Genomic DNA, 22017 nt, shown 5'->3' on the forward strand with positions numbered 1-22017 from the left:
CTTGCATGACCATGCGAGACCGTGCATAATCTTCCTTGTGTCCAAGGTTCTCACCTCCCTGCCCATCGGCGAACGTGTCGGCATCGCCTTCTCCGGCGGCCTCGACACCTCGGTAGCCGTCGCGTGGATGCGCGACAAGGGCGCCGTCCCCTGCGCCTACACCGCTGACATCGGCCAGTACGACGAGCCCGACATCGCCTCGGTGCCCGGCCGCGCCCACACCTACGGCGCCGAGGTCGCCCGGCTCGTCGACTGCCGCGCCGCGCTGGTCGAGGAAGGGCTGGCGGCGCTGACCTGCGGCGCCTTCCACATCCGCTCCGGCGGGCGGGCCTACTTCAACACCACGCCGCTGGGCCGGGCCGTGACCGGCACGCTGCTGGTCCGGGCGATGATCGCCGACGACGTGCAGATCTGGGGCGACGGCTCGACGTTCAAGGGCAACGACATCGAACGGTTCTACCGGTACGGCCTGCTGGCCAACCCGCAGCTGCGGATCTACAAGCCGTGGCTGGACACCGACTTCGTCACCGAACTGGGCGGGCGCACCGAGATGTCGGAGTGGCTGCTGGAGCGCGGCCTGCCCTACCGGGACAGCACCGAGAAGGCGTACTCCACCGACGCCAACATCTGGGGCGCCACCCACGAGGCCAAGACCCTCGAACACCTGGACACCGGCATCGAGACGGTCGAGCCGATCATGGGCGTCAAGTTCTGGGACCCGTCCGTGGAGATCCCGGCCGAGGACGTCACGATCGGCTTCGACCAGGGCCGCCCGGTGACGATCAACGGCAAGGAGTTCGGCAGCGCCGTCGACCTGGTGCTGGAGGCCAACGCCATCGGCGGCCGGCACGGCCTGGGCATGTCCGACCAGATCGAGAACCGGATCATCGAGGCCAAGAGCCGGGGCATCTACGAGGCCCCCGGCATGGCGCTGCTGCACGCCGCCTACGAGCGGCTGGTCAACGCCATCCACAACGAGGACACGCTCGCCAACTACCACAACGAGGGCCGCCGCCTCGGCCGCCTCATGTACGAGGGCCGCTGGCTGGACCCGCAGGCGCTGATGCTGCGCGAGTCGCTGCAGCGCTGGGTCGGCACGGCGGTCACCGGCGAGGTCACGCTGCGGCTGCGCCGGGGCGAGGACTACTCGATCCTGGACACCACCGGGCCGGCGTTCAGCTACCACCCGGACAAGCTGTCGATGGAACGCACCCAGGACTCGGCGTTCGGCCCGGCCGACCGGATCGGCCAGCTCACCATGCGTAACCTCGACATCGCCGACTCGCGGGCCAAGCTGGAGCAGTACGCCTCCGTCGGCATGGTCGGCGGCGGCACCCCCCAGCGGATCGTCGGCGCCGCCCAGGCGGCCTCGACCGGGCTGATCGGCGCGATGCCGCAGGGCGGCGCGGAGGCCATCGCGTCCCGGGGCGTACCCACCGCCGAGGACGAGGCGCTCGACCGGGCCGCGATGGAGTTCGGCGTCGACTGACCGCTGCCTCCCGCACGAACGTACGCGGACCGCTGCCCGGCCGGGCAGCGGTCCGCGGCTCGTCTCGTCGCCCCGCCCGCCGGTCCCGCCGCGCCGGCGGGCCGGTGACGGTCCGGCTCTCGGCAACGGTGGTGACGCAGGGTAGCGTGTCGCCCGTGTTCCCTACCGTGCGTGAGGTGCTGGACCTGGTGCCCGTGCGCCACGGCGCGCCGCGCCTGGTCGCCGGGAACGCCGGGCTGGACCGGCCGGTGCGTTGGGTGCACATCGCCGAGGTGCCGGACATCGCCACCCTGCTCGGCGGCGGGGAACTGGTCCTGACCACCGGGATCGGCCTGCCGGGTGACGACGCCGGGCTCCGCGAGTTCATCGGTGCCCTGGCCGACGTCGGCGTCTCCGGGCTGGTGGTCGAGCTGGGCCGCCGCTACGTCAGCGGAGTACCACGCGTGATGGCCGCCGCCGCGGAACGCCGCGGCCTGCCCCTGATCGAGCTGCGCCGGGGCACCCCGTTCGTCCGGATCACCGAGGCGGTGCACGCGCTGATCGTCGACGCCCAGCTCACCGAGCTGCGCGCCACCGAGGAGATCCACCAGCGGTTCACCGAACTGTCGGTGGAGGGTGCCGAACCGGCCGAGGTGCTGCGGCAGGCCGCCGAGCTGGCCGGCTGCCCGATCGTGCTGGAGAACCTGTCCCGGCAGGTGCTCGCGTACGACCCGGCGGGGGAGAACGCCCAACTGCTGCTGGACGGCTGGGAACGGCACTCGCGGCAGATCCGCCCGGCCGGGCGCACCGCGTACGACCCGGACAGCGGCTGGCTCGTCACCACGGTGGGCGCCCGGGGACAGGACTGGGGCCGGCTGCTGCTGCGCTGGCCGGCGACCGAGTCCACCCCGCCGACCCGGCTGACCATCCTGATCGAACGGGCCGCCTCCACGCTGGCCCTGGGCCGGCTGATCCGGCGTGACGCCGAGGGCCTGGAACGGCAGATCCACCGTACGCTGCTGACCGCCCTGATCGACCACACCCGCCCGGTGGACGAGGTGGCGCTGCGCGCCAAGGCGCTCGGCGTCGTCCTGGACCGCCGGCACCTGGTCGGCGTCGTGGTCCGGCACCGCGCCGACGAGCCCGCCGGTGACGCGGGCGCCCCCGACGACGAGCCCGCCCCCGCCCGGCGCGGTCAGCGCCGCGACACCGACGCCGAAGGACCGGAAGCCGGTCCGGCCCGGCTGCGTGACCTCGCCGAGGCGGTCAGCCAGGCCGTCCGGGACGCCAAGCTCACCGCGCTGACCAGCCCGCTCGACGACCAGGCGGTGGGCGCGCTGCTGGCGCTTCCCGACCCGGCCGCCGAGGAGAAGGCACTGTCCGCGTTCGCCGCGGCGTTGCGTCGGGTACGCCTCGACGCCGCTCCCGCCGCCCCCGCCGCCCGCCCGGTCGACGTCTCGCCCCGGGCCGCGATCGTGGTGGCCGCCGGATCCGGCGTGGGCAGCCTGCGTGAGGCGCGCCGTTCGCTGATCGAGGCGCGGCAGGTCGCCGAGGCGGCGCGGCGGGATCCCCGGGATCTGCCCTGCTACCGCCTGCCGCACGTCGGGCTGGCCGGGCTGCTGCACCTGTTGCGCGACGAGCCCCGGTTGCAGACGTTCGTCGAGCGTGAACTCGGGCCACTGCTCGCCTACGACGCCCAGCATCCACGCGAGCAGTTGCTCGGCACGCTGCGGGCGTACCTGGAACAGGGGCGGAACAAGTCGGCCGGTGCGGCCGCCGCGCACCTGTCCCGGCCGGCGTTCTACGAGCGGCTGGCCCGTATCGGCCGCGTCCTCGACGCCGACCTCGACTCGGTCGACAGGTGCCTGTCCCTGCACGTGGCCCTGCTGGCCCTGGACGCCATCCGCACCCCCTAACCCTCCCCGGCCCCGGGGGCCCTCCGGCCCGCCCCCGGGCCCGCCCCCTCACCGGCCGCGACGATCATGAAGTTGACGGCACCGATCCGGACATTTCGCCGGCCTAACTTCATGATCGCCCACGGGGCGCGCGGGGCTGGGGCTTGCTCGCCGATCTTGGAGTTGTGGTGCCCGGAATGCCCCCTGACGCGAGGTCTGCGCGGCGCCACAGCTCCAAGATCGCGAGGGGGGCGAGCGTTGATCATGAGGTTGAACCGGTGTTCTGCCCCGAATTTGCCCCGCCAACTTCATGATCGACGCGACGGGGCGGGCGGGGCGGGCGCGGGAGGGAAGGGGAGAGGGCGGGGGTCAGGTCAGGGCGGTGAGGGTTTTGGCGTAGGGGGCGGGGACGAAGTTGTCGCCGCCGGGGGTGAACACGTCGGAGGTCGCGGCCGCCTGCCAGGCGGTGTCGGGCAGCGCCGCCACCAGGGCGCGTACCACAGGTGCGTCGCGCCACTGCTCCTGCTGGGCGAGCAGGCTGAGCGCGACCACCGACTCCTCCACCTCGCCCACGCACTCGAACGGCTTGTGCCCGTCGATGCCGAGCAGCTCCCGGTAGCCGGGGACCTGGGACTCGTCGGCCAGCAGGTCGCCGCCGAAGATGCCGGTGAGCCGCTCCCGCGGCATGAACGGCGCCATGGCCAGGAACACGAACCGGCACTTCGGGCAGTCGCGGCACCAGCGCTCGCTCGCGTCCCGCAGCTTGAACGCCGCGTTGCAGCTGGTCACCACCGCGTCGTACCGGTCGATCTCGGCGAACAGGCGGGCGATGTGCAGCTCGGACAGGGAGCGCAGCAGCGAGAAGTACGGCTCGACGAGCCCGGCGTGCTCGGCCAGCGCCGCCCGCAGCAGCCCTTCCGCCTCGACGCCCTTGGACCACTGGTGGTTGATCTCGTGGCCGTTCCAGATCAGGTTCGGGTCGGAGGCGGAACGCTCGTTCGACATCACCACCGGGCCGAGCCCGTGCAGGACGGCGGTGGCCACGGCGATCAGCGAGTTGATCGCGGTGACCGGGATGTGCCCGTTGCGCGCGCCGGCGGCGTTCAGCTCGAACAGCACCGGGTCCAGTCGCCGCCGGGCGGCCAGCGGCACCAGGTCCGACGCCTCGTTCACCGACACGATCACGTGGTTCGGGTTGACCGAGAACGGCACCGGGTCGAGGCCGGCGCGTCGCAGCGCCTCCAGCGTGACGATGGAGTCCTTGCCGCCGCCCACCGCCGACAGCGGACGGAGGTCGGAGTTGTCCACCGGCACGGCCGGGTCCACGGTGCCGGACGGCACCTCGGGACGCAGCTCCAGCACGTGCGGCAGCTCGTTGCGGTACGCGTACTCGGCGAGGCCCTTGGTGTAGACGGCGGTGACCAGCTCGACGGCGGCGGCGCCCAGCGGCGCGGGCAGCACCAGCCGGGGCGGCGCGGCGGCCTTGTAGTAGCTGACGCCGGCGACCACGTGCAGCAGCTCCAGCACCCGGGCCAGGGTCGCCGCTGTGGCGTCGGAGACCGGCTCGGCCGGCAGCGGAAGCGTGATCACCTCGGTGAACCGCTGCTCGCCGTCGGGACCGGTCAGGGCGTAGTCGAACAGGACCTCGCCGGTGGCGTAGTCGATCGAGTAGGACGGGAAGGTGAAGGCGTCCATCCGCCGCAGCTGCTCGTTGGGCACACGCCATACTAGGCCCTGGTTCGTCCGTCCGTGTCCGGCTGGGCCGGACCCTGCCCGCCGTGCGTCGACCGAGTCCGAGGAGAGCCCGTGCGCCTGTCTGATCTGCGCGGACGTCATGTCGCCGTCTGGGGCGCCGGCCGCGAGGGCCGGGCCGCGGTGACCGCGATCGCCGCGCACGGGCCGGCCGGCCTGGTCGTCGTCGACGACAGCGCCAACTTCCTCACGCTGCCCTGGGACGGTCCGCTCGCCGCGGCGGCGCCGCTCGTCACCGGCGAGGAGGGCTTCGAGCGCCTGGCCGCCGCCGACGTGGTGGTCCGCTCGCCGGGCGTGCCGAACACCCACCCGTGGATGGTGGAGCTGCGCCGCCGGTCCGTGCCCGTCACGCAGGGCAGCGCGCTGTGGATGGCCGACCACGCGGACCGGACCGTCGGGGTGACCGGCAGCAAGGGCAAGAGCACCACGTCCAGCCTGATCAGCCATCTGCTCACCGCGATGGACCGGCCGAACGTGTTCGGCGGCAACATCGGGGTGCCGCTGCTGGACCTGCCGGAGGCGGAGCTGTACGTCCTGGAGCTGTCCAGCTACCAGTGCTCCGACCTGACCGACTCGCCGCGGGTGGCGGTGGTGACCGCGCTGTTCCCCGAGCACCTGGACGCGCACGGCGGCGAGCGGGAGTACTACCGGGACAAGCTGAACCTGATCGCGCACGGCCCGCACGCCGTGGTGGTCAACGGCGCCGACCCGCGCCTGGCGGCGGAGCTGGGCGACCGGGCCGCGGTACGGGCCGGCTCGCCGGACACCACGCACGTGGCCACCGGGCCGGACGGCGCGCAGTGGTTCCACCTGCGGGACACGCCGCTGTTCCCGCGCGCGGTGCTGCCGCTGGTCGGGCGGCACAACGAGGGCAACCTCTGCGTCGCGCTGGCCGTGCTGGACGCGCTCGGCGTCGACGTGGTGGCACGCAAGGACAGCCTCGCCGTGGCGGTCGCCGAGTTCCAGGGTCTGGCGCACCGGCTCACCGAGATCGCCGACCCGTCCGGGCTCACGTTCGTCGACGACACGCTCGCCACCAGCCCGTACGCGGCCATGCACGCGATCGACGCGTACGAGGGACGGCCGCTGACCGTGATCGTCGGCGGCGCCGACCGAGGGCTGGACTACAGCCCGCTGCGCGCGCACCTGGCCGACCGGGAGATCACCGTGATCGGCGTGCCGGACAGCGGCCCCCGCATCGTGGAGGCGCTGTCCGGCCTGCCGTCGGTGCGTACCGAACTGGCCGACGACCTGGTCGCCGCCGTCGGGCTGTCCCGCAAGCTCACCCCGGCCGGCGGGGTGGTGCTGCTGTCCCCGGCCGCGCCTAGCTACGGCCGGTTCCGCAACTTCGAGCACCGCTCCGAGGTGTTCGCGCAGGCGGTGGCCGACACCGCCCGCTGAGCGGTCAGCCGCGCTCCGCCCGGGCGTTCCTCGGCGGCCCCGGCTCGGCCGACAGGATCGCGTCGAGGGACTCGGTCGGCGCGGAGCTGTCGACCGGTTCCCGGGGCTCGGGGACGGTCTCCGCCGGCTTCGCCTCCGGGGCGCTGCGGGCCGCCCGCGCCTTGACCGGCGTCCAGGCGAACGCGAGCGCGCCGCCGACGAGCGCCAGCAGCATGCCGATCAGGAACCCGCCCAGGTTCGAGGTGAGCCAGGAGACCAGCCCGAGCACGAGGGAGAGCACCGCGTAGAAGACGCGTTGCTGCGGCGTGGTGATCAGCAGCACGCCGCAGATGACCAGGATGGCCGGGACCAGGTACGCGGCCAGCCCTTGCGGCCCGACGTGCAGCAGCACCCCGAGTGGCGCGCGCAGCGTCACGAGCATCTCCGCGCCGCCGAGCGCGATGAGCAGCCCGGCGGTGAACGGCCGCGCCCGGCGCCAGCGCCGCCAGCGTGTACGGACGCCGGCGGCGGGCGCCGAGTGCTGTCCCGCTGTCACGTCAGCACCCTTCGGAGCTGAAGCCCATGCGCAGGTTGGGCAGCGTGAAGACGGCGGCGGTGGTGGCGTAGTTGTTCTGCCGCAGGTTGGTGATGGTCACGGTGTCGGCCTGCTGGGCGAACACGCCCGGGTTGCCCTTGACCCCGGGGACCTTGTCGACGGTGCTGGCGTCCTGCCCGACGTCGATGTTCTTGAAGGAGGCGTTACCGGCGATCTCGTCACCGTCGACCACCAGCGTGCGGGCGCTCACCGGCTTGCCGGAATTGCCGGCGGTGATCCGCAGGTTGGTCCCGCCCAGGTTGATGCTCTGGCAGAGATTGGTCAGCTCGGCCTTGTCGATGGCCGAGACGATCACGAGCACCTGCCCGCCGGTGTCGCCCTGGTTGGGGCTGTCCGGGATCATCTGGTCGAGCGTGGCGAACTGCTCGAACCCGGTGCCCTCCAGTTTGTCGGCGGTGACCGTGAACGGCATGCCCGAGATGGCGAACTGCGCGCCGAGCACACCCTGCGCGGTCAGCACCACCATGCCGGCCGCGCCGGCCGCCACGGCGCCGAACGTGACGGCGAACCGGCGCCAGCGCACGCCGCTTCTCGGTTGATCGGTCTCGATCTGCTCGATCTGCTCCGGCATGCCCGGCCCCTTTCGAGATCAATTCACCTGCGACGATGCGAGTCGATTCGCAGGATGTGCGCGCCGAGGGGCGCAGGCCGAAGTTACCGCTGAGTAAAGGGGCGGTCAACTGCCTGTAGCAGATCGTTGAGCGGCATTTGCCAAAAGCGGCCAAAGTGAAAAACCGCTGCGGTTTCCGACCGGTCAGGGCTGGCCGGGTGCGCAGGGCGCGGTGGCGGCCGGGCCGTCGTCCGTCCCCGCCGCCCGCGCCACACGGCCCGCCTCGGACGGGCCGAGAAACGGCGCGGTGGCCGCGTACGTGAGCGCCGGCAGCAGCAGCGGCAGCTCCTCCGCCCGCCCCTGCGCCACCCGCTCGCGGATGGTGGCGTGGATGCCGCCGACCACAGTGGACAACAGTGCCTCCCGGTCCACGCCGGCCGGATCCGGTCCGGTGCCGGCGAAGAACCGGCGGAAGCTGCGCAGCAGCGCGTCGCGCTCCCGGCGGGCGTCCGGGCCGGCCGCGTCCACCTCGACGAGCGCCATCCGGGCGAAGGCGGGCACGCTCGCCAGCACGTCGAGCAGCGTGCGCAGCGCCGCCCGGGCGGCCTCCGGCCAGGCCGGACCGGCGTCGCGGTAGGCGTCCTCCATCAGGTGCGAGACCACCGCGATGCCGTGCCGGTACGCGGCCAGGAACGCGTCCTGTTTGCCGCTGAACAGCGCGTAGAACGCGGGCCGGGTGACCCCGGCGGCGTGGCAGATGTCGCTGACCCGGGCGTTGTCGTACCCCCGGGTGGCGACCTCCCGGACCAGCCCGTCGAAGAGGCGGTCGCGCTGGGTCGCCGCCACCTCCTCGGCCGGCACCCGGCGCGGGCCGCGCTTGATGGCGCGGTCCGGGTCGCGGCCGTGGCGGGCCCCGGGCAGGGGCACGGGTGCCGGCGACGGCGGGCTCGGGACTGTCACTCATCGACCTTTCTTGATGCGTTGACTTTACGACCCTCCGGGGTTTATAACTTTCGACACGCTCAGTTCATGCCTCGTCACCGCTGGTGATCTCTCCTGATCGGTCACCCGAACGCGTCGAAGGAGGGCCGGATGGCTGCCATTATCGCCGCGCGGACCCGTCCCCCCAAGGCCGGAGAGATCCAGGTGACGCGGCGACGCCGCACTGCGCCACGCCGCCCGGCCCACTGAGGCCGCAACGGCGCACCACCACCGGCGGCCCCATCCCGGCCGCCGCACCACCGGCTCCGTCCACTCCGGACGCCGCCGGCACCGTTTCCTGTCCCACCGCCGGAAGGAACAACCATGCCCAGGTACGGACGTATCGGCGCGGGTCTCGCCGCCCTGACGCTGCTGACCGGTCTGGTCGGCGCTGCCCCCGCCTCCGCCGCACCCACCACCTCGCTCGCCAGCGCAGTGCTGACCTACCCGACCGTCGCCGGCACCGCCGTGTCGGTGGGCGACGTCATCCAGGCCAGCCTGCGCAGCGGCACCAACGCCACGTTCTACAACTCGACCAGCGGCACCACCGGCATCAAGTGCGCCGCGTCCAGCTTCAGCGCCAAGGTGCTGACCAACCCGACCGCTCCCGGCACCGCGACCGAGAGCCTGACCGCGCAGTCGTTCTCCAGCTGCACGACGAACGTCTTCGGCACCACCGGCGTGCAGAGCGTGACGGTCAACAACCTGCCCTACACCACCTCGGTGACCAGCGCCGGCGTCGTCAAGATCTCCGGGACGACGGCGGCGCCGATCCAGAGCACCGTCGTGCTCAACTCGCTGCTCGGAACGATCACCTGCGTCTACCGGACGAGCACGAACTCGCTCACCGGTGCGGCGTCCAACGGCACCAACTCGATCAGCTTCACCAACCAGCCGCTCACCAAGTTCTCCGGCCCGTCGCTCTGCTTCGGCACCGCGTACTTCACCGCGACGTACTCGCCGGTGAGGGACACCAGCAAGACCGGCAGCCCGGCGGTCTACGTCAACTGACACCCGGCACTCGGGCCGGTGCGCGGCGATTCGCCGGGCACCGGCCCGCGCGCCGGTTCAGCCGGCCGCCAGCGTCGCGTGCAGCGCGCGCATCGACCGCAGCGCCGACCGGATCTCCTGGAGGTAGCGGCCCGGCGTCAGGGTCGGCTCCGGTACGTCGACCGCGGCGCGCGCGGCCGGATCCACCCCTACCGTCTCGATGCCGCACCCGTACGGCACGGCGAGCGTCCGCAGCGCGTCGCAGTGCTGGAACGGCACGTAGATCGGGGCGGTCACCATCAGCACCGGGTCGCCCGCGCGCAGCCGCACGTGCTCGGCCCAGAACCGCTGCGTGTCGGCGGTGTGCGCGCGACGGCGGTCCGGTTCGCTCGACGGCGCGGCGAGCACCCGTACCGGGGGCAGCCCGGCCGGCCGGTAGGTGCGCGAGGACCAGGCCCGGTGCGGATGACCGGCCGGCTCGCCGCGCTCGTCGTCCGGCTCGGTCACCCCGAACGCCAGCCGCACGCCGGCGTCGAGGACGTCCACCTCGGTGGCGCAGCCGGACAGCCCGGCGGCGTCGAGCGTGCGGGACTCCGCCGCGGAGAGGGGCCGGAAGCTGCCCAGCACCGCCACCTCGCCGGTCACCTCCGCCGCCGTCCGGGCCAGCACCGCCGCGTAGGCGGTGCGCCGCAGGCAGGCGTGCGCCAGCCCGCCGAGCACCAGCAGGTGCGCGTACCCGGATCGGGCCGGCGTGACGGCGCGGACCAGGCCCAGCTCGGCGGCGGCGCTCAGCACCAGCCCGGCGGTGGCTGGGTCGAACGCCGGCTCGCGGGCGTCCGGGCGTTCCCGTCCCTGCCGGAAGTCCCAGCGGCGGGCGGAGAAAGCGTCCAGCCCGGCCAGCACCGCCGCCAGGTCGCCGTCGGGCCAGTCGCCGCCGAAGTGCGTCACGAGACGCCGCACCGGCGTGGACTCCACCCAGGACCGGACCCCGGCGAGGAGCCGCTCCCGCGTCGTCCCCGCCGCGCCGCCCGGCAGCGTCACCTGTTCCGTCCGCACCCGGCGGATGCTACCGCCGGGCCGACTCGCGCAGTGCCGGTTGTCCCGGCCCCGGTCGTGGTGGGAGCGTGCGGGGATCCACCTCCGCTGAAGGGTGCGCCGATGACCTCCGACGACCTGCTGGCCCGGCACCGGGCCGTGCTCCCGACCTGGATGCCGCTCTACTACGCCGAACCCCTGGAACTCGTCGCCGGTTCCGGCCGCCGGGTCACCGACGCGGCCGGCCGGACCTATCTGGACTTCTTCGGCGGGGTGCTGACCACGATGGTCGGTCACGACATCCCGGAGATCCGGGAGGCGGTCGAGCGGCAGCTGCGTACCGGCCTCGTGCACACCTCGACGCTCTATCTGATTCGTCAGCAGGTCGAGCTGGCCGAGAAGATCGCCCGGCTCTCCGGCATCCCGGACGCCCGCGTCTTCTTCACCAACTCCGGCACCGAGGCGAACGAGGCCGCGCTGCTGGTCGCCACCAACCACCGGCGCTCGCACCAGATCCTCGCGGTCCGCAACAGCTACCACGGCCGGTCGTACGCGACGATGGGCGTCACCGGCAACCGCGGCTGGTCGGCCAGCGCGCTCAACCCGTTACAGGTGGCCTGGCTGCACTCCGGGGAACGGCTGCGCGGGCTGCTGGCCCGGCTGGATGCCGCCGACCGGGTCGACGCGGCGGTCGAGGACCTGCGCGAGGTGCTCGCCACCCAGACCGCCGGCGACGTGGCCTGCCTGATCGCCGAGCCGGTCCAGGGCGTCGGCGGCTTCGTGCACGGCCCGGACGGGCTCTTCGCCGCCTGGAAGAAGGTGCTCGACGAGCACGGCATCCTGCTGATCAGCGACGAGGTGCAGACCGGTTGGGGCCGTACCGGCGAGCACTTCTGGGGCTACCAGGCGCACGGCGTGACGCCGGACCTGCTCACCTTCGCCAAGGGCATCGGCAACGGCTTCGCGCTGGCCGGGGTGGTCGGCCGGGCCGAGGTGCTGGAGTCGGTGCCGGCGATCAGCTTCTCCACGTTCGGCGGCAACCCGGTCTCCACAGCCGCCGGCAACGCGGTGCTCGACTACCTGCTCGACCACGACCTCCAGGCCAACGCCGCCCGGGTCGGCGCGATCCTGGGCGACGGCCTGCGCGCGGCCACCGCCGGGCTGGACCAGGTCGCCGAGGTGCGCGGCAAGGGCCTGATGCTCGCCGTCGAGTTCGTCCACCCGGGAACCGTCGAGCCGGACGCGGCGCTGACCACCCGCGTGTTCGAGGCGTGCCGGGCCGGCGGCCTGCTGGTGGGCAAGGGCGGCCTGTACGGCAACGTGATCCGGATGGGCCCGCCGCTGACGCTCACCGAGGACGAGGCCCGGGAGGGCCTGGCGATCATGGTCGACGCCATCCGCAGCTCGATCGGGGGGTGAGCGTCAACCCGGCCGGTGCCGTCCTGCCCGTCCGGACCTGAGCAGCCGCAGCAGGCCCGCCCCGGCCAGGTACGCCACCAGCGCCGGGGCGGGCAGGCCCAGCGGCTCCGGCGCGGTCTTGGGCGCCAGGCTGTTCAGCAGCAGGCCGGCGAGCACGCCCGCGTACCCGGCGACGGCCAGGCCGGCGCGCAGCCGCCGGCCACCCGCCCCGGCCGGCCCGGTCGCGGGCGGTCGGCGGGTGCGGGCCTCGACCGGGCCGAAGACGGCGACCAGGACGGCCAGCACCGCGGCCAGCGCGAGCAGCCACGGTACGCGCCACGCCCACCAGGCCGCCGAGCCGACCGGGGGAGTGGGCAGCACGCCGAGCGCGTCCAGCAGCCCGACGAGCAGCACCGCGGCGGTCAGGTGCCAGAGGAAGAGGGTGAGCACCACCGCGTTGACCGTGAGTACCGCCTGCCACGGGCCGGACCGGCGCAGCCATCGCCCGGCCGGGCGGCGCAGCAGCAGGATCAGGCCGAGCTGGGCGGCGGCCGCGGCCATCAGCGCCAGGCTCGGCGGCGCCGCGTTGTCCAGCCGCTCGCCGGGCACGTGGAGCATCGCCACCGGGTACGGCCCGACCGCCGTGAGCAGCACCAGCGCGACCAGCCCACCGCCGAGCAGGACCGCGCCCGCCCGCCGGGACAGCGGCAGCCCGCGGCGCAACAGGCCCTGGCTTCCGGCAGCGGCCGCGTCGCCGGCGGTCGCCCCGGCGCCGGTCGCGTCGCCTGGGCGGCGGTTGGCCGCCCGGGTGGCGTCGTACCAGGCGAAACCGAGCTGGTGTACGGCCAGCCAGCCGAACAGGTAGTTGCCGTCGGCGAGCGCGGCCGGGCCGAGGAGCCGGCCGAGATCGCCGAGTGTCACGAGGACCACGAGCGCCACCGGCACGGCGAGCCCGAACCGGCGGTGCAGCGCGTACATCGGCGGAGTCAGCGCCACCACCGCGACGTAGGCGACCAGGAACCACAGCGGGATGGTGGCGAACCAGACCACCGCGCGCACCTGCGTCGCGTCGGCGCCGCGTAGCGTCGCGATCGCCGCGCCCGCCGCGAGGACCAGCAGCAACACGGTGGTCGGGCGGACCAGCCGGGCGCTGCGGTCCACCAGCCACCCGGCCGCCGACCCGCCCCGGCGCCGGCGGGCGGCCAGCGAGGCGGCGTTGGCGTAGCCGCCGACCAGGAAGAACACCGGCATCACCTGGGCCACCCAGGTCAGTGGCCAGGCCCAGCGCAGATCCGCCAGCGCCGAGTGGCCGGCCGGGCGGCCGTCGTCGTACCCGATGGCGGTGACGCCCCAGTGGCCGAGCACGACCATGGTGATGGCCAGCGCCCGGAGCAGGTCGATGTAGCGCTCGCGCCCCGGCGGCGTGCGTTGCGCGAGCTGCCGCAGGCGGCGCATGTGGTCAGGCTAGGCCAGCCGGCGCCGACCGGTACGGATAACGGATCGGTCGAGAGGTCTTGTGGTCCCCGTCGCACTGTCGTAGAAATTCTTCATTGGAAATGCGTCTTGTGAAGACAAGCGACAGGGTGCTCACCGCGCGTACCCGGACCGAGGAGATGCGATGAACAGGCGTGAGATCCTACGGCGCAGCGCCGCCGCCGGTCTGCTGGCCACCCCCGCCGCCGGGCTGCTCGCCGGCTGCGCCACCTCCGGTGGCGGCGACGAGGGCGACAAGGGCGCGTACAAGGGCACCAAGAGCGAGCAGAACCCGCTCGGCGTGGCCGAGGACGCCCCGCTCGAGGTAGTGATCTTCAACGGCGGCTTCGGGGAGGACTACGCGAAGGCCCACGAGGCCATGTACAAGGAGCGGTACCCGAAGGCGGAGATCAAGCACTCGGCCACCGCGGAGATCAGCAAGACGCTCCAGCCCCGGTTCGTCGACGGCAGCCCGCCGGACGTGGTGAACAACTCCGGCGCCGGCCAGATCGACTTCAACGGCCTGGTCTCCCAGAACGCGCTCGCCGACCTGGGCGAGCTGCTCGCCGCGCCGAGCCTCGACACGCCCGGCAAGACGGTCAAGGACACGCTGCTGCCCGGCACCGTCGAGGTCGGCTCCTACGACGGCCGTTTCCTGGTGCTCAACTACACCTACACGGTGTACGGAATCTGGCACTCCACCAAGCTGTTCGCCGACCGCGGCTGGGAGGACGCCAAGACCTGGGACGACCACATCGCGCTCTGCCGCCGGATCAAGGCCGCGGGCATCGCCCCCTGGACGTACGCCGGTGTGCACCCCCGCTACATGAGCTGGCCGCTGATCTCCACCGCGATCAAGCTCGGCGGCCCGTCGGTCGCGCTGGCGATCGACAACCTGGAGCCCAACGCCTGGAAGTCGGACGCGATGAAGACCGCCGCCGACGCCTGGCACCAGATCGTCAAGGACAAGTTCATCCTGGACGGCTCCCCGGGCCTGGACCACAAGCAGTCGCAGACCGCGTGGTGCCAGGGCAAGGCCGCGTTCATCTCCTGCGGCTCCTGGCTGGAGAGCGAGCAGAAGGACGTCACGCCGCCCGGGTTCAACATGGCCGTCGCGCCGACGCCGAGCCTGGGCAGCGGCGACAAGCTGCCGTACGAGGCGATCCGCGGCACCGCGGGCGAGCCGTTCATGGTGCCGGCGAAGGCGCGCAACGTCGCCGGTGGCCTGGAGTACTTCCGGACCATGCTCTCCCGCAAGGGCGCCCAGGACTTCACCCGGAAGGTCGCCAGCCTGCCCGTGGTCGCCGGCGCCACCGAGGGCATCGACCTGCCGTACGGGCTCGGCACCGTGGTCAAGGCGCTCGACGCGTCCGGGTCCAACGGCTTCAACTGGGTCTACAACAACTACTACCGCAAGCTGGAGCGCAACCTGGTCGACGCGGCCTGCGGCGAGTTCTTCAGCGGCCGGATCTCCCCGGCCGAGTTCCTCGACCAGTGCCAGAAGGGCGCCGACTCGATCGCCCAGGACAGCTCGGTCAAGAAGTACAAGCGGTCGGCGTGATGCGACAGGGCCGCCTCCCCCTGATCCTCACGTTCCTGCTGCCCCCACTGGCGCTGTACGGCATCTTCGTGCTGTCGCCGTACCTCCAGGCCTTTCAGATCTCCACCACCGACTGGATGGGCTACTCCGCGCAGGCCGACCCGGTCGGCATGGCGAACTTCCGCACGTTGCTGCACGACGGGTACGTGTGGAACGCGTTGAAGAACAACGCGATCCTGCTCGCCGTGGTGCCGGTGGTGACGATCGGGCTGGGCCTGTTCTTCGCCAGCATGCTCACCATGGGCGGACGCAAGGGCCGGGCCGGGGTGACCGGGGTGCGGGGCACCTCGGTCTACCGGCTCGTCTACTTCTTCCCGCAGGTGCTCTCGGTGGTGATCATCGCGCTGCTCTGGAAGGAGATCTACAGCCCGACCAGTGGCCTGCTCAACGGCGCCCTGCGCGCCGTCGGGCTGGCCACCCCGGCCTGGCTCGGCGACCCGCGCTTCGCGTTCTGGTGCGTGCTGGCGGTGATGGTGTGGAGCAACGTCGGCTTCTACGTGGTGCTCTTCGGCGCCGCCATGCAGGCGATTCCGCGCGACATCTACGAGGCGGTGCTGCTCGACGGCGCGTCCCGTACGACGATGCTGCGGAAGATCACCATCCCGCTGCTCTGGGACACCATCCAGGTCGCCTGGATCTACCTGGCCATCGCGGCGCTGGACGGCTTCATCCTGGTCCAGCTCATGACGAACGGCGGGCCGAACTTCTCCTCCGACGTGATCGGGCTGCGGATGTACGACACGTCGTTCGGCAGCGAGAACAAGTTCGGGTACGCCTCGGCGATCGGTGTGGCGATGTTCTTCCTGACCCTCTCGGTGGCGGTACTGGCACTGCGCACCGCCCGGCGTGATCGGATCGAGTACTCGTGACCACAGTGGACACCGGCGCCCCGGCCGCCGAGGCGACCCGCGCGGCCACCCCGGGTGACCGGCCGCCGCGGCGCGAGCTGGGCGTGGCGAACGTCTTCTCGCACGGCTTCCTGCTGCTCTGGGGGGCCATGACGGTCCTGCCGCTGGCCTGGATGGTGCTCAGCTCACTCAAGAGCAACGGCGAGATCATCTCCGAGCCGTGGGGGCTGCCCGAGGCGCTGCGGTTCGACAACTGGTCGCGCGCCTGGACCAGCGCCCACATCGGCCGGTTCTTCTTCAACAGCCTGGTCGTGGTGGCGGGCTCGCTGAGCCTGACCATGCTGCTCGGCGCCACCGCCGCGTACGTCTTCGCGCGCTACGAGTTCCGTGGCCGGCAGGTGGTCTACTACCTGTTCGTCGGCGGCATGATGTTCCCGGTCTTCCTGGCCCTGGTGCCGCTGTTCTTCGTGGTCCGCAGCGTCGGCCTGCTCGGCACCTGGCCGGGCCTGATCCTGGTCTACACGGCGTACTCGCTGCCGTTCACGGTGTTCTTCCTGACCGCGTTCTTCCGGACGCTGCCGACCTCGGTCGCGGAGGCCGCGCTGATCGACGGCTGCGGGCACTTCCGGCTGTTCTTCCGGGTGATGCTGCCGATGGCGAGACCGGGACTGATCAGTGTCGGGATCTTCAACTTCCTGAGCCACTGGAACCAGTTCCTGCTGCCGCAGGTGCTGCTGCCGGGCGACGGGCAGGACCGGATGCTCGCCCAGGGGCTGAGTTCGCTCGCGGTGAGCCAGGGCTACGCCGGTGACTACGCCCAGTTGTTCGCCGGCCTGACCATCGCGGTGCTGCCGGTGCTCGTGGTGTACGTGGCGTTCCAGCGTCAGGTCCAGTCCGGACTGACCGCCGGGCAGCTCAAGTGAGGTGGTTGCCACAGGCAACGGGGCAGTGGGGAAGATCGAGCTGACCTAGGGTGGGCCGGCACGCTCATCTATCGACAGGAATCTCATGTTCTTCCTCCTCTACACGCTGTTGCTGCTGCTCGGCGGCATCGCGATGATCGCGGTGGGCATAGCCGTCAAGGAACAGGGCAAGGGCTCCCGGATCCTCAACGTGGTCATCGGCCTGGCCTTCTTCGGGTACGGCTTCTACCTGCTCTTCCTCTTCGACGGCGACAGCTACCGGATCTTCTTCTACGTCTTCGTGCTGCCGATCCTGTTGATCGTGCGCGCCGTGAAGGCACGCAAGGAGGCCCGCGAGCAGGCCGCCGCGCCGCAGTTCGCGGACGCGCAGCAGTACCCGGGCGGGCAGCAGTACCCGGGCGGACAGCAGCAGGGCATGTACCCGGGTGCGGGGCACGGTCAGCCCGGTCCGGCGTACCCGCCCGCCCCGGGTCAGCCCGCCCCGTACGGCGCCGCGCCGCAGGGGTACCCGGCTCAGCCCGCTCCGCAGGGCTGGCACCCGACTCAGCCGGCTCAGGGCAGCGCGCCCCAGGGCCACCCGGGTCAGCCCGCGCAGTACGGCCCCGCGCCGCAGGCCCACCCTGGCCAGCCCGCTCCGCAGGGCTGGCACCCGAATCAGCCGAACCCCCAAGACCGATACTGATCAGCCCGGGAGCCCTGCGCACGCGAACGTCTGCCGGAAACGGCGGGTGGAACGTCATGGGTGTCAAACCGACGTTGTGACACCCATGGCGTTCCACCCGAGCGCTACCGCACGGCGCAGGGCGGCGCGGCGGGTGGGTCAGGTGGGTGAGGGCACCAGGCGGGTGTGCAGTGCCGCCGGGTCGGTCACCTCGGGCAGGTCGCGGGCGGCCAGCCAGGCAGCGGCAGCCGCCCCGTCCCCGGCGCTGTGCAGCGGTGCGCCCGGCCACCGTTCGGCCAGTTCCGCGCGTACCGGGCCGGCCAGCGGGGTGTCGCCGGTGAGCAGCCCGCCGCCGAGCACCACCGGGTCGGTGGCACCGGGCGGGCGGATGCGGGAGACGCTCTCCGCCAGCAGGGCCGCGGCCTCGGCGATCAGCGCGACCGCCGTCGGTTCCTCGTCGCGGGCCGACGACACCACGACCGGCGCGAGGCGGGCCAGTTCCACCGGTGGCCGCCGGGTCACCGCCTGCACCACGGCGCCGGCGGTGGCGCGCGGCTGATCGTCCACCTCGGTCGTGCCGGTCAGCTCCGCCAGCACCCGGCGTCCCAGCTCACCGGGGGGTTGCGCGCGGTCCAGGTCGGTCAGCAGCCGCCGGACCGCCTCGCGGCCGAGCCAGAATCCGGAGCCCGCGTCGCCGAGCAGCCAGCCGTGGCCGTCGGCGGTGCGGTCCAGCCGCAGGTCGCGTACCTGGGCGGCGATGGCGCCGGTGCCGGCGACCAGCACGGTGCCGTCCGGGGCGGCGGTGCCGGAGGCGTAGGCGACCAGGGCGTCGCCGTGCACGGCGTACGGGCAGCGCAGTCCCGCCTCGGCCCACGCGTGGTCGAACGCGTCGCGGCCGTGCGGGTCGGCCAGGAGGCGGCCGGCGCCGGCGAGGCCGATGACGCCGGCGCGTACCCGGAGCGGGTCGATGTCGGCGAGCGCCGCGCGCAGGGCGGTGAGCAGTTCGGCGGCGGCCCGCTCGGCGCCGTGGCTGGTGGGGTTGCCGCCGCCGGCGCGGCCTGTGCCCAGACGCGTGCCGTCGAGGCTCAGCGCTGTCGCGCGGGTGGAGGTGCCCCCGACGTCGAGGCCGACCACGACGGTGTCCGACATGGTCCTCATGCTGGTCGGCCGCGTCGCCGGGCGCAAGATCGCGGCGGTGCGCCAGGTAACAGTTTGAAAACTTCGCCCACGCTCTTGACACGGAGGGGCCTTCAGTAAGAACTTTTACCACTAACAGTTAACACTCTTTTCCGAAAGGCTTCCGCCGATGGCCGAGCACGAGGTGGAGACTTCCGCGGCGACCGCGGTGGTCGATGCCGGTCCGGCCGACCGGCTGGGCGCCGACGGGGTGCTGGCCAGGGTCCGGGCCGGTACGGGGGAGCTGACCGGGGCGCTGCGCCGGGTCGCCGAGCACGTGCTCAGCGACCCGGAGGCGGCGGCGCGGGCGACAATCGTCGAGCTGGCCGAGCGCAGCGGCACGTCACCGGCGACCATCACCCGGTTCTGCCGGGCGATGGGCTTCGAGGGCTACGCCGACCTGCGGCTCGGCATCGCCGCCGAGACCGGGCGGGCCCGCTCGGCCGGCTGGACCGTCGACATCGGACGGGAGATCCAGCCCGGCGACCCGCTGTCCCGGGTGCTCGACCAGATCATGGCCGCCGACACGCGAGCCATGCACGACACCGCCGCGCTGCTCGACCTGGCCGAGGTGGAACGGGCGGCGGTGGCCATCGCCGGAGCGAACCGCGTGAACATCTTCGGGGCCAGCGGCAGCGCGCTCGTCGGTGAGGAGATGCAGTTCAGCCTGCACCGCATCGGCGTCGCGGCGTGGGCCTGGAGCGACGTGCACGAGGGACTGGCCAGCGCCGCGCTGCTGGGCGCCGGGGACGTCGCGCTCGGCATCTCGCACACCGGGCAGACCCGGGAGACGATCGAGCTGCTCGCCGAGGCCGGCAGCCGCGGCGCCACCACCGTCGCGCTCACCGGCTTCCCCCGCTCGCCGCTGGCCGAGCTGGCCGACATCGTGCTGGTCACCGCCAGCCAGGCCACCACGTTCCGGCCGGACGCGCTCTCCGCCCGGCACCCGCAGCTCGTCGTGCTCGACCTGCTCTACATCGCGGTGGCGCAGCGCACCCACGACCGTGCCCACGCGGCCTTCCGGCGTACCGCCCAGGCCGTCGACGGGCACAAGGCCGCGAAGGGGGCCCTTTCATGATCAGTGCCCAGCGGTACGCCGACGCGGTCCGCCCGGTGCTCGACCGGCTGGTGGACAGCCAGGCCGTGGCGGTGGACCGGGCGGCCGACCTGATCGCCTCCGGGCTGCGCGCGGGCGGCGTCCTCCAGGCCTTCGGCGCCGGCCACTCGGAGGCGTTCGCCGCCGAGCTGGTCGCCCGGGCCGGCGGTCTGGTCCCCACCAACCGGCTCTCCCTGCACGACCTCGTGCTGCACGGCGACGCGCCCCGCGACGTGCTCGCCGACCCGAAGCTGGAACGCGACCCGGCCGTGGCGCACCAGCTCTACGCCCTGGCGGCGCCGCAGCCGGGGGACGTGTTCGTGGTCGCCTCGCAGTCCGGCATCAACGGCTCGGTGGTCGAGCTGGCGACGCTGGTCAAGCGCGGCGGCCACCCGTTGATCGCTGTCACCTCGGTCGAGCACACCGCCCGGGTAGCTCCTCGGCACCCCTCCGGGCACCGGCTCGCCGACCTTGCCGACGTCGTGCTGGACAACGGCGCGCCGTACGGCGACGCACTGCTGCCGCTCGAGGGCGGCGGCGCGGTCTGTGCGGTCTCGTCGGTCACCGCGGCGCTGCTGGCGCAGCTGCTGACCGCCGAGGTCGTACGACGGTTCCACCAGGCCGGAGAGGTGCCCCCTGTCTACCTCTCCGCCAACGTCCCCGGTGGGGACGAGCACAACCTCGCCCTCGAGTCGCGGTACGCCGGGCGTCTCCGGCGGACCGCCTGACCCGACACCACAAGGAGAGACAAGATGTCGGTTTCCCCCGAGAAGTTCGGCGACGTCAGCCGTCGGACGCTGCTGCGGCGTGCCGCGGCGGCCGGTCTGCTGGCCGTACCGGCGGCCGGTCTGCTGAGCGCCTGCGCCGGCAGCGAGCCGAGCAAGTCCGACGGCGGCGGCGCGGCCAAGAGCAAGGACAACCCGTTCGGCGTCAAGGACGGCAGCGCGGTCAAGGTGGTGGTCTTCAACGGTGGCCTGGGCGACCAGTGGGCCAAGGAAGACAAGGTCATCTTCAACGCCAAGCACGCGAACGTCACGGTCAACATGTCTTCGACCCAGAAGATCAAGACCGAAGAGCAGCCGAAGATGGCGACGCAGCCGAGCGACCTGGTGATGAACTCGGGCGCCGACATGATGGACCGCAGCACGCTCATCAACGAGGGCGCCATCGAGCCGCTCGACGACCTGCTCACCGCGCCGGCCTGGGACAGCGAGGGGACTGTCGCCGACAGCCTGCTGCCGGGCACCGTCGCCGACGGTACGCAGAACGGCAAGTTCTACGTGGTCAACGTCGCGTACACGGTCTGGGGCAACTGGTACAACGCCGCCCTGTTCAAGAAGGAGGGATGGACCGCGCCGACCACCTGGGACGAGTTCTTCGCGCTCGCGCCGAAGATCAAGGCCAAGGGCATGGCGCCGTACGTGCACGACGCGGTCCACGGCTACTACCCGCGCTGGGCGCTGTTCGCCAGCATCTGGAAGGCGGTCGGCAAGCAGGCCGTCGTCGACATCGACAACCTGAAGGACGGCGCCTGGAAGGCCGACGGCATCGTCGCGGCGCTGGAGCCGTGGGAGAAGCTCGTCAAGGACAAGCTGCTGCTGCCGGGCAAGCTCGACCACACCCAGTCGCAGCAGGCGTTCCTGGACGGCAAGGCGGCCTTCATCCAGGTCGGCACCTGGCTGAAGAACGAGATGGCCGCGACCATCCCGCCGGGCTTCGAGATGACCATCTCCGACTACTGGAGCAAGAGCGGGGACAAGGCCGCCAAGGACGTCTTCGCCTCCTCCGGCGAGGGCTTCGTGGTGCCGAGCAAGGCGCCGAACAAGGAGGCCGCGAAGGAGTTCCTGCGGGCCATCCTCTCCAAGGCCGGCTCGGCGAAGTTCGCCGAGCTGACCAAGTCGCTGGCCTCCACCAAGGGCTCCGGCGACAACGTCCAGGACACCGCGCTGGCGTCGGCGAACTCGCTGATGAAGAGCGGCAGCTCGGACCTGATCTCGGTGAAGTTCCCGGACTTCTATGCCGACCTGGACAAGGAGAGCCAGAACCTCTCCGAGGAGCTGATGGCCGGCCGCCTGACCGCGCAGCAGTTCGTCGACAAGATGCAGGCGGCCGCCGACAAGGTCGCCAAGGACTCGTCGATCAAGAAGCAGACCCGCACCGCCTGATCACCGCGAG

19 protein-coding genes are annotated in these 22017 nt (G+C 72.4%); 12 read left to right on the forward strand and 7 right to left on the reverse strand.

Annotation, left to right across the window (positions count from 1 at the left end; translation table 11 throughout):
- The first annotated feature begins 37 nt into the window (after positions 1-37).
- Positions 38-1489, forward strand: a complete 1452-nt coding sequence (gene argG / locus GA0070562_RS27715; protein ID WP_091427451.1) for an argininosuccinate synthase — start codon at positions 38-40, stop codon at positions 1487-1489.
- Positions 1490-1644: 155 nt separating this feature from the next.
- Complete coding sequence (locus GA0070562_RS27720; RefSeq protein WP_455644521.1) at positions 1645-3384, forward strand: PucR family transcriptional regulator; 1740 nt, start codon at positions 1645-1647, stop codon at positions 3382-3384.
- A gap of 348 nt (positions 3385-3732) precedes the next feature.
- Here the strand turns inward: GA0070562_RS27720 and GA0070562_RS27725 are convergent, their stop codons facing one another.
- Positions 3733-5082, reverse strand: a complete 1350-nt coding sequence (locus tag GA0070562_RS27725; protein WP_091427455.1) for a MurL-like N-terminal domain-containing — start codon at positions 5080-5082, stop codon at positions 3733-3735.
- Between the two features lie 87 nt (positions 5083-5169).
- Between GA0070562_RS27725 and murD the strand changes: the two genes are divergently transcribed.
- On the forward strand, positions 5170-6516 hold the full coding sequence (gene murD / locus GA0070562_RS27730) for a UDP-N-acetylmuramoyl-L-alanine--D-glutamate ligase (RefSeq protein WP_091427457.1): 1347 nt from the start codon (positions 5170-5172) through the stop codon (positions 6514-6516).
- Positions 6517-6520: 4 nt separating this feature from the next.
- Here the strand turns inward: murD and GA0070562_RS27735 are convergent, their stop codons facing one another.
- From GA0070562_RS27735 to GA0070562_RS27745, 3 genes are all read right to left on the reverse strand, one after another.
- On the reverse strand, positions 6521-7051 hold the full coding sequence (locus tag GA0070562_RS27735; protein WP_091427459.1) for a DUF6114 domain-containing protein: 531 nt from the start codon (positions 7049-7051) through the stop codon (positions 6521-6523).
- Position 7052: 1 nt separating this feature from the next.
- Positions 7053-7682: a DUF6230 family protein gene (locus GA0070562_RS27740; protein ID WP_091427461.1), complete on the reverse strand. Its 630-nt coding sequence runs from the start codon at positions 7680-7682 to the stop codon at positions 7053-7055.
- Between the two features lie 183 nt (positions 7683-7865).
- Complete coding sequence (locus GA0070562_RS27745) at positions 7866-8621, reverse strand: TetR/AcrR family transcriptional regulator (protein WP_091427462.1); 756 nt, start codon at positions 8619-8621, stop codon at positions 7866-7868.
- Positions 8622-8966: 345 nt separating this feature from the next.
- Here GA0070562_RS27745 and GA0070562_RS27750 point away from each other — a divergent pair, with 345 nt between their 5' ends.
- Entirely contained in the window at positions 8967-9653 is a 687-nt protein-coding gene (locus GA0070562_RS27750; RefSeq protein WP_091427464.1) for a Tat pathway signal sequence domain protein, read from the forward strand.
- 57 nt (positions 9654-9710) lie between these two features.
- Here GA0070562_RS27750 and GA0070562_RS27755 read toward each other — a convergent pair whose 3' ends face one another.
- Complete coding sequence (locus tag GA0070562_RS27755) at positions 9711-10673, reverse strand: hypothetical protein (RefSeq protein WP_091427466.1); 963 nt, start codon at positions 10671-10673, stop codon at positions 9711-9713.
- 117 nt (positions 10674-10790) lie between these two features.
- Between GA0070562_RS27755 and GA0070562_RS27760 the strand changes: the two genes are divergently transcribed.
- A complete protein-coding gene (locus GA0070562_RS27760; protein ID WP_091427468.1) occupies positions 10791-12086 on the forward strand; it encodes an aspartate aminotransferase family protein in 1296 nt (431 codons plus the stop codon).
- A 3-nt stretch (positions 12087-12089) separates the two neighbouring features.
- Here GA0070562_RS27760 and GA0070562_RS27765 read toward each other — a convergent pair whose 3' ends face one another.
- Entirely contained in the window at positions 12090-13520 is a 1431-nt protein-coding gene (locus tag GA0070562_RS27765) for an acyltransferase family protein (protein ID WP_091427469.1), read from the reverse strand.
- A 163-nt stretch (positions 13521-13683) separates the two neighbouring features.
- Between GA0070562_RS27765 and ngcE (GA0070562_RS27770) the strand changes: the two genes are divergently transcribed.
- The 4 genes from ngcE (GA0070562_RS27770) to GA0070562_RS27785 all read left to right on the forward strand — a co-directional run bounded on the left by ngcE (GA0070562_RS27770) (position 13684) and on the right by GA0070562_RS27785 (position 17591).
- A complete protein-coding gene (ngcE, locus tag GA0070562_RS27770) occupies positions 13684-15099 on the forward strand; it encodes an N-acetylglucosamine/diacetylchitobiose ABC transporter substrate-binding protein (protein ID WP_091427471.1) in 1416 nt (471 codons plus the stop codon).
- Positions 15099-16007, forward strand: a complete 909-nt coding sequence (locus GA0070562_RS27775; protein WP_013287344.1) for a carbohydrate ABC transporter permease — start codon at positions 15099-15101, stop codon at positions 16005-16007. The genes ngcE (GA0070562_RS27770) and GA0070562_RS27775 overlap by 1 nt, the downstream gene beginning before the upstream one ends.
- A complete protein-coding gene (locus tag GA0070562_RS27780; RefSeq protein WP_091427473.1) occupies positions 16004-16909 on the forward strand; it encodes a carbohydrate ABC transporter permease in 906 nt (301 codons plus the stop codon). Before GA0070562_RS27775 ends, GA0070562_RS27780 begins: the two co-directional genes overlap by 4 nt.
- A gap of 85 nt (positions 16910-16994) precedes the next feature.
- Entirely contained in the window at positions 16995-17591 is a 597-nt protein-coding gene (locus GA0070562_RS27785; RefSeq protein WP_091427477.1) for a hypothetical protein, read from the forward strand.
- A 138-nt stretch (positions 17592-17729) separates the two neighbouring features.
- Here the strand turns inward: GA0070562_RS27785 and GA0070562_RS27790 are convergent, their stop codons facing one another.
- Positions 17730-18719, reverse strand: a complete 990-nt coding sequence (locus GA0070562_RS27790) for an N-acetylglucosamine kinase (protein WP_091427478.1) — start codon at positions 18717-18719, stop codon at positions 17730-17732.
- Between the two features lie 157 nt (positions 18720-18876).
- Here GA0070562_RS27790 and GA0070562_RS27795 point away from each other — a divergent pair, with 157 nt between their 5' ends.
- Genes GA0070562_RS27795 through ngcE (GA0070562_RS27805) form a run of 3 tightly spaced genes read left to right on the forward strand, consistent with a single transcriptional unit; the run spans position 18877 to position 22007 of the window.
- On the forward strand, positions 18877-19824 hold the full coding sequence (locus tag GA0070562_RS27795; protein ID WP_091427480.1) for a MurR/RpiR family transcriptional regulator: 948 nt from the start codon (positions 18877-18879) through the stop codon (positions 19822-19824).
- Positions 19821-20570, forward strand: coding sequence for an SIS domain-containing protein (locus tag GA0070562_RS27800; RefSeq protein WP_091427482.1), 750 nt, complete (start codon positions 19821-19823; stop codon positions 20568-20570). Before GA0070562_RS27795 ends, GA0070562_RS27800 begins: the two co-directional genes overlap by 4 nt.
- Before the next feature lie 24 nt (positions 20571-20594).
- Positions 20595-22007 (forward strand): N-acetylglucosamine/diacetylchitobiose ABC transporter substrate-binding protein, encoded by a 1413-nt coding sequence (gene ngcE, locus GA0070562_RS27805; RefSeq protein WP_091427483.1) that lies wholly within the window; start codon positions 20595-20597, stop codon positions 22005-22007.
- Positions 22008-22017: the final 10 nt, after the last annotated feature.

This window comes from Micromonospora tulbaghiae (assembly GCF_900091605.1).
Taxonomy (GTDB): Bacteria; Actinomycetota; Actinomycetes; order Mycobacteriales; family Micromonosporaceae; genus Micromonospora; species Micromonospora tulbaghiae.

Bases quoted from the DNA above. Each gene is read 5' to 3' on its own strand.
- GA0070562_RS27740 (WP_091427461.1), bottom strand. From the start codon at position 7,682: ATGCCGGAGCAGATCGAGCAGATCGAGACCGATCAACCGAGAAGCGGC.
- GA0070562_RS27790 (WP_091427478.1), bottom strand. From the start codon at position 18,719: ATGTCGGACACCGTCGTGGTCGGCCTCGACGTCGGGGGCACCTCCACC.
- GA0070562_RS27760 (WP_091427468.1), top strand. From the start codon at position 10,791: ATGACCTCCGACGACCTGCTGGCCCGGCACCGGGCCGTGCTCCCGACC.
- GA0070562_RS27785 (WP_091427477.1), top strand. From the start codon at position 16,995: ATGTTCTTCCTCCTCTACACGCTGTTGCTGCTGCTCGGCGGCATCGCG.
- GA0070562_RS27765 (WP_091427469.1), bottom strand. From the start codon at position 13,520: ATGCGCCGCCTGCGGCAGCTCGCGCAACGCACGCCGCCGGGGCGCGAG.
- GA0070562_RS27750 (WP_091427464.1), top strand. From the start codon at position 8,967: ATGCCCAGGTACGGACGTATCGGCGCGGGTCTCGCCGCCCTGACGCTG.
- GA0070562_RS27800 (WP_091427482.1), top strand. From the start codon at position 19,821: ATGATCAGTGCCCAGCGGTACGCCGACGCGGTCCGCCCGGTGCTCGAC.
- GA0070562_RS27795 (WP_091427480.1), top strand. From the start codon at position 18,877: ATGGCCGAGCACGAGGTGGAGACTTCCGCGGCGACCGCGGTGGTCGAT.
- ngcE (WP_091427471.1), top strand. From the start codon at position 13,684: ATGAACAGGCGTGAGATCCTACGGCGCAGCGCCGCCGCCGGTCTGCTG.
- GA0070562_RS27775 (WP_013287344.1), top strand. From the start codon at position 15,099: ATGCGACAGGGCCGCCTCCCCCTGATCCTCACGTTCCTGCTGCCCCCA.
- ngcE (WP_091427483.1), top strand. From the start codon at position 20,595: ATGTCGGTTTCCCCCGAGAAGTTCGGCGACGTCAGCCGTCGGACGCTG.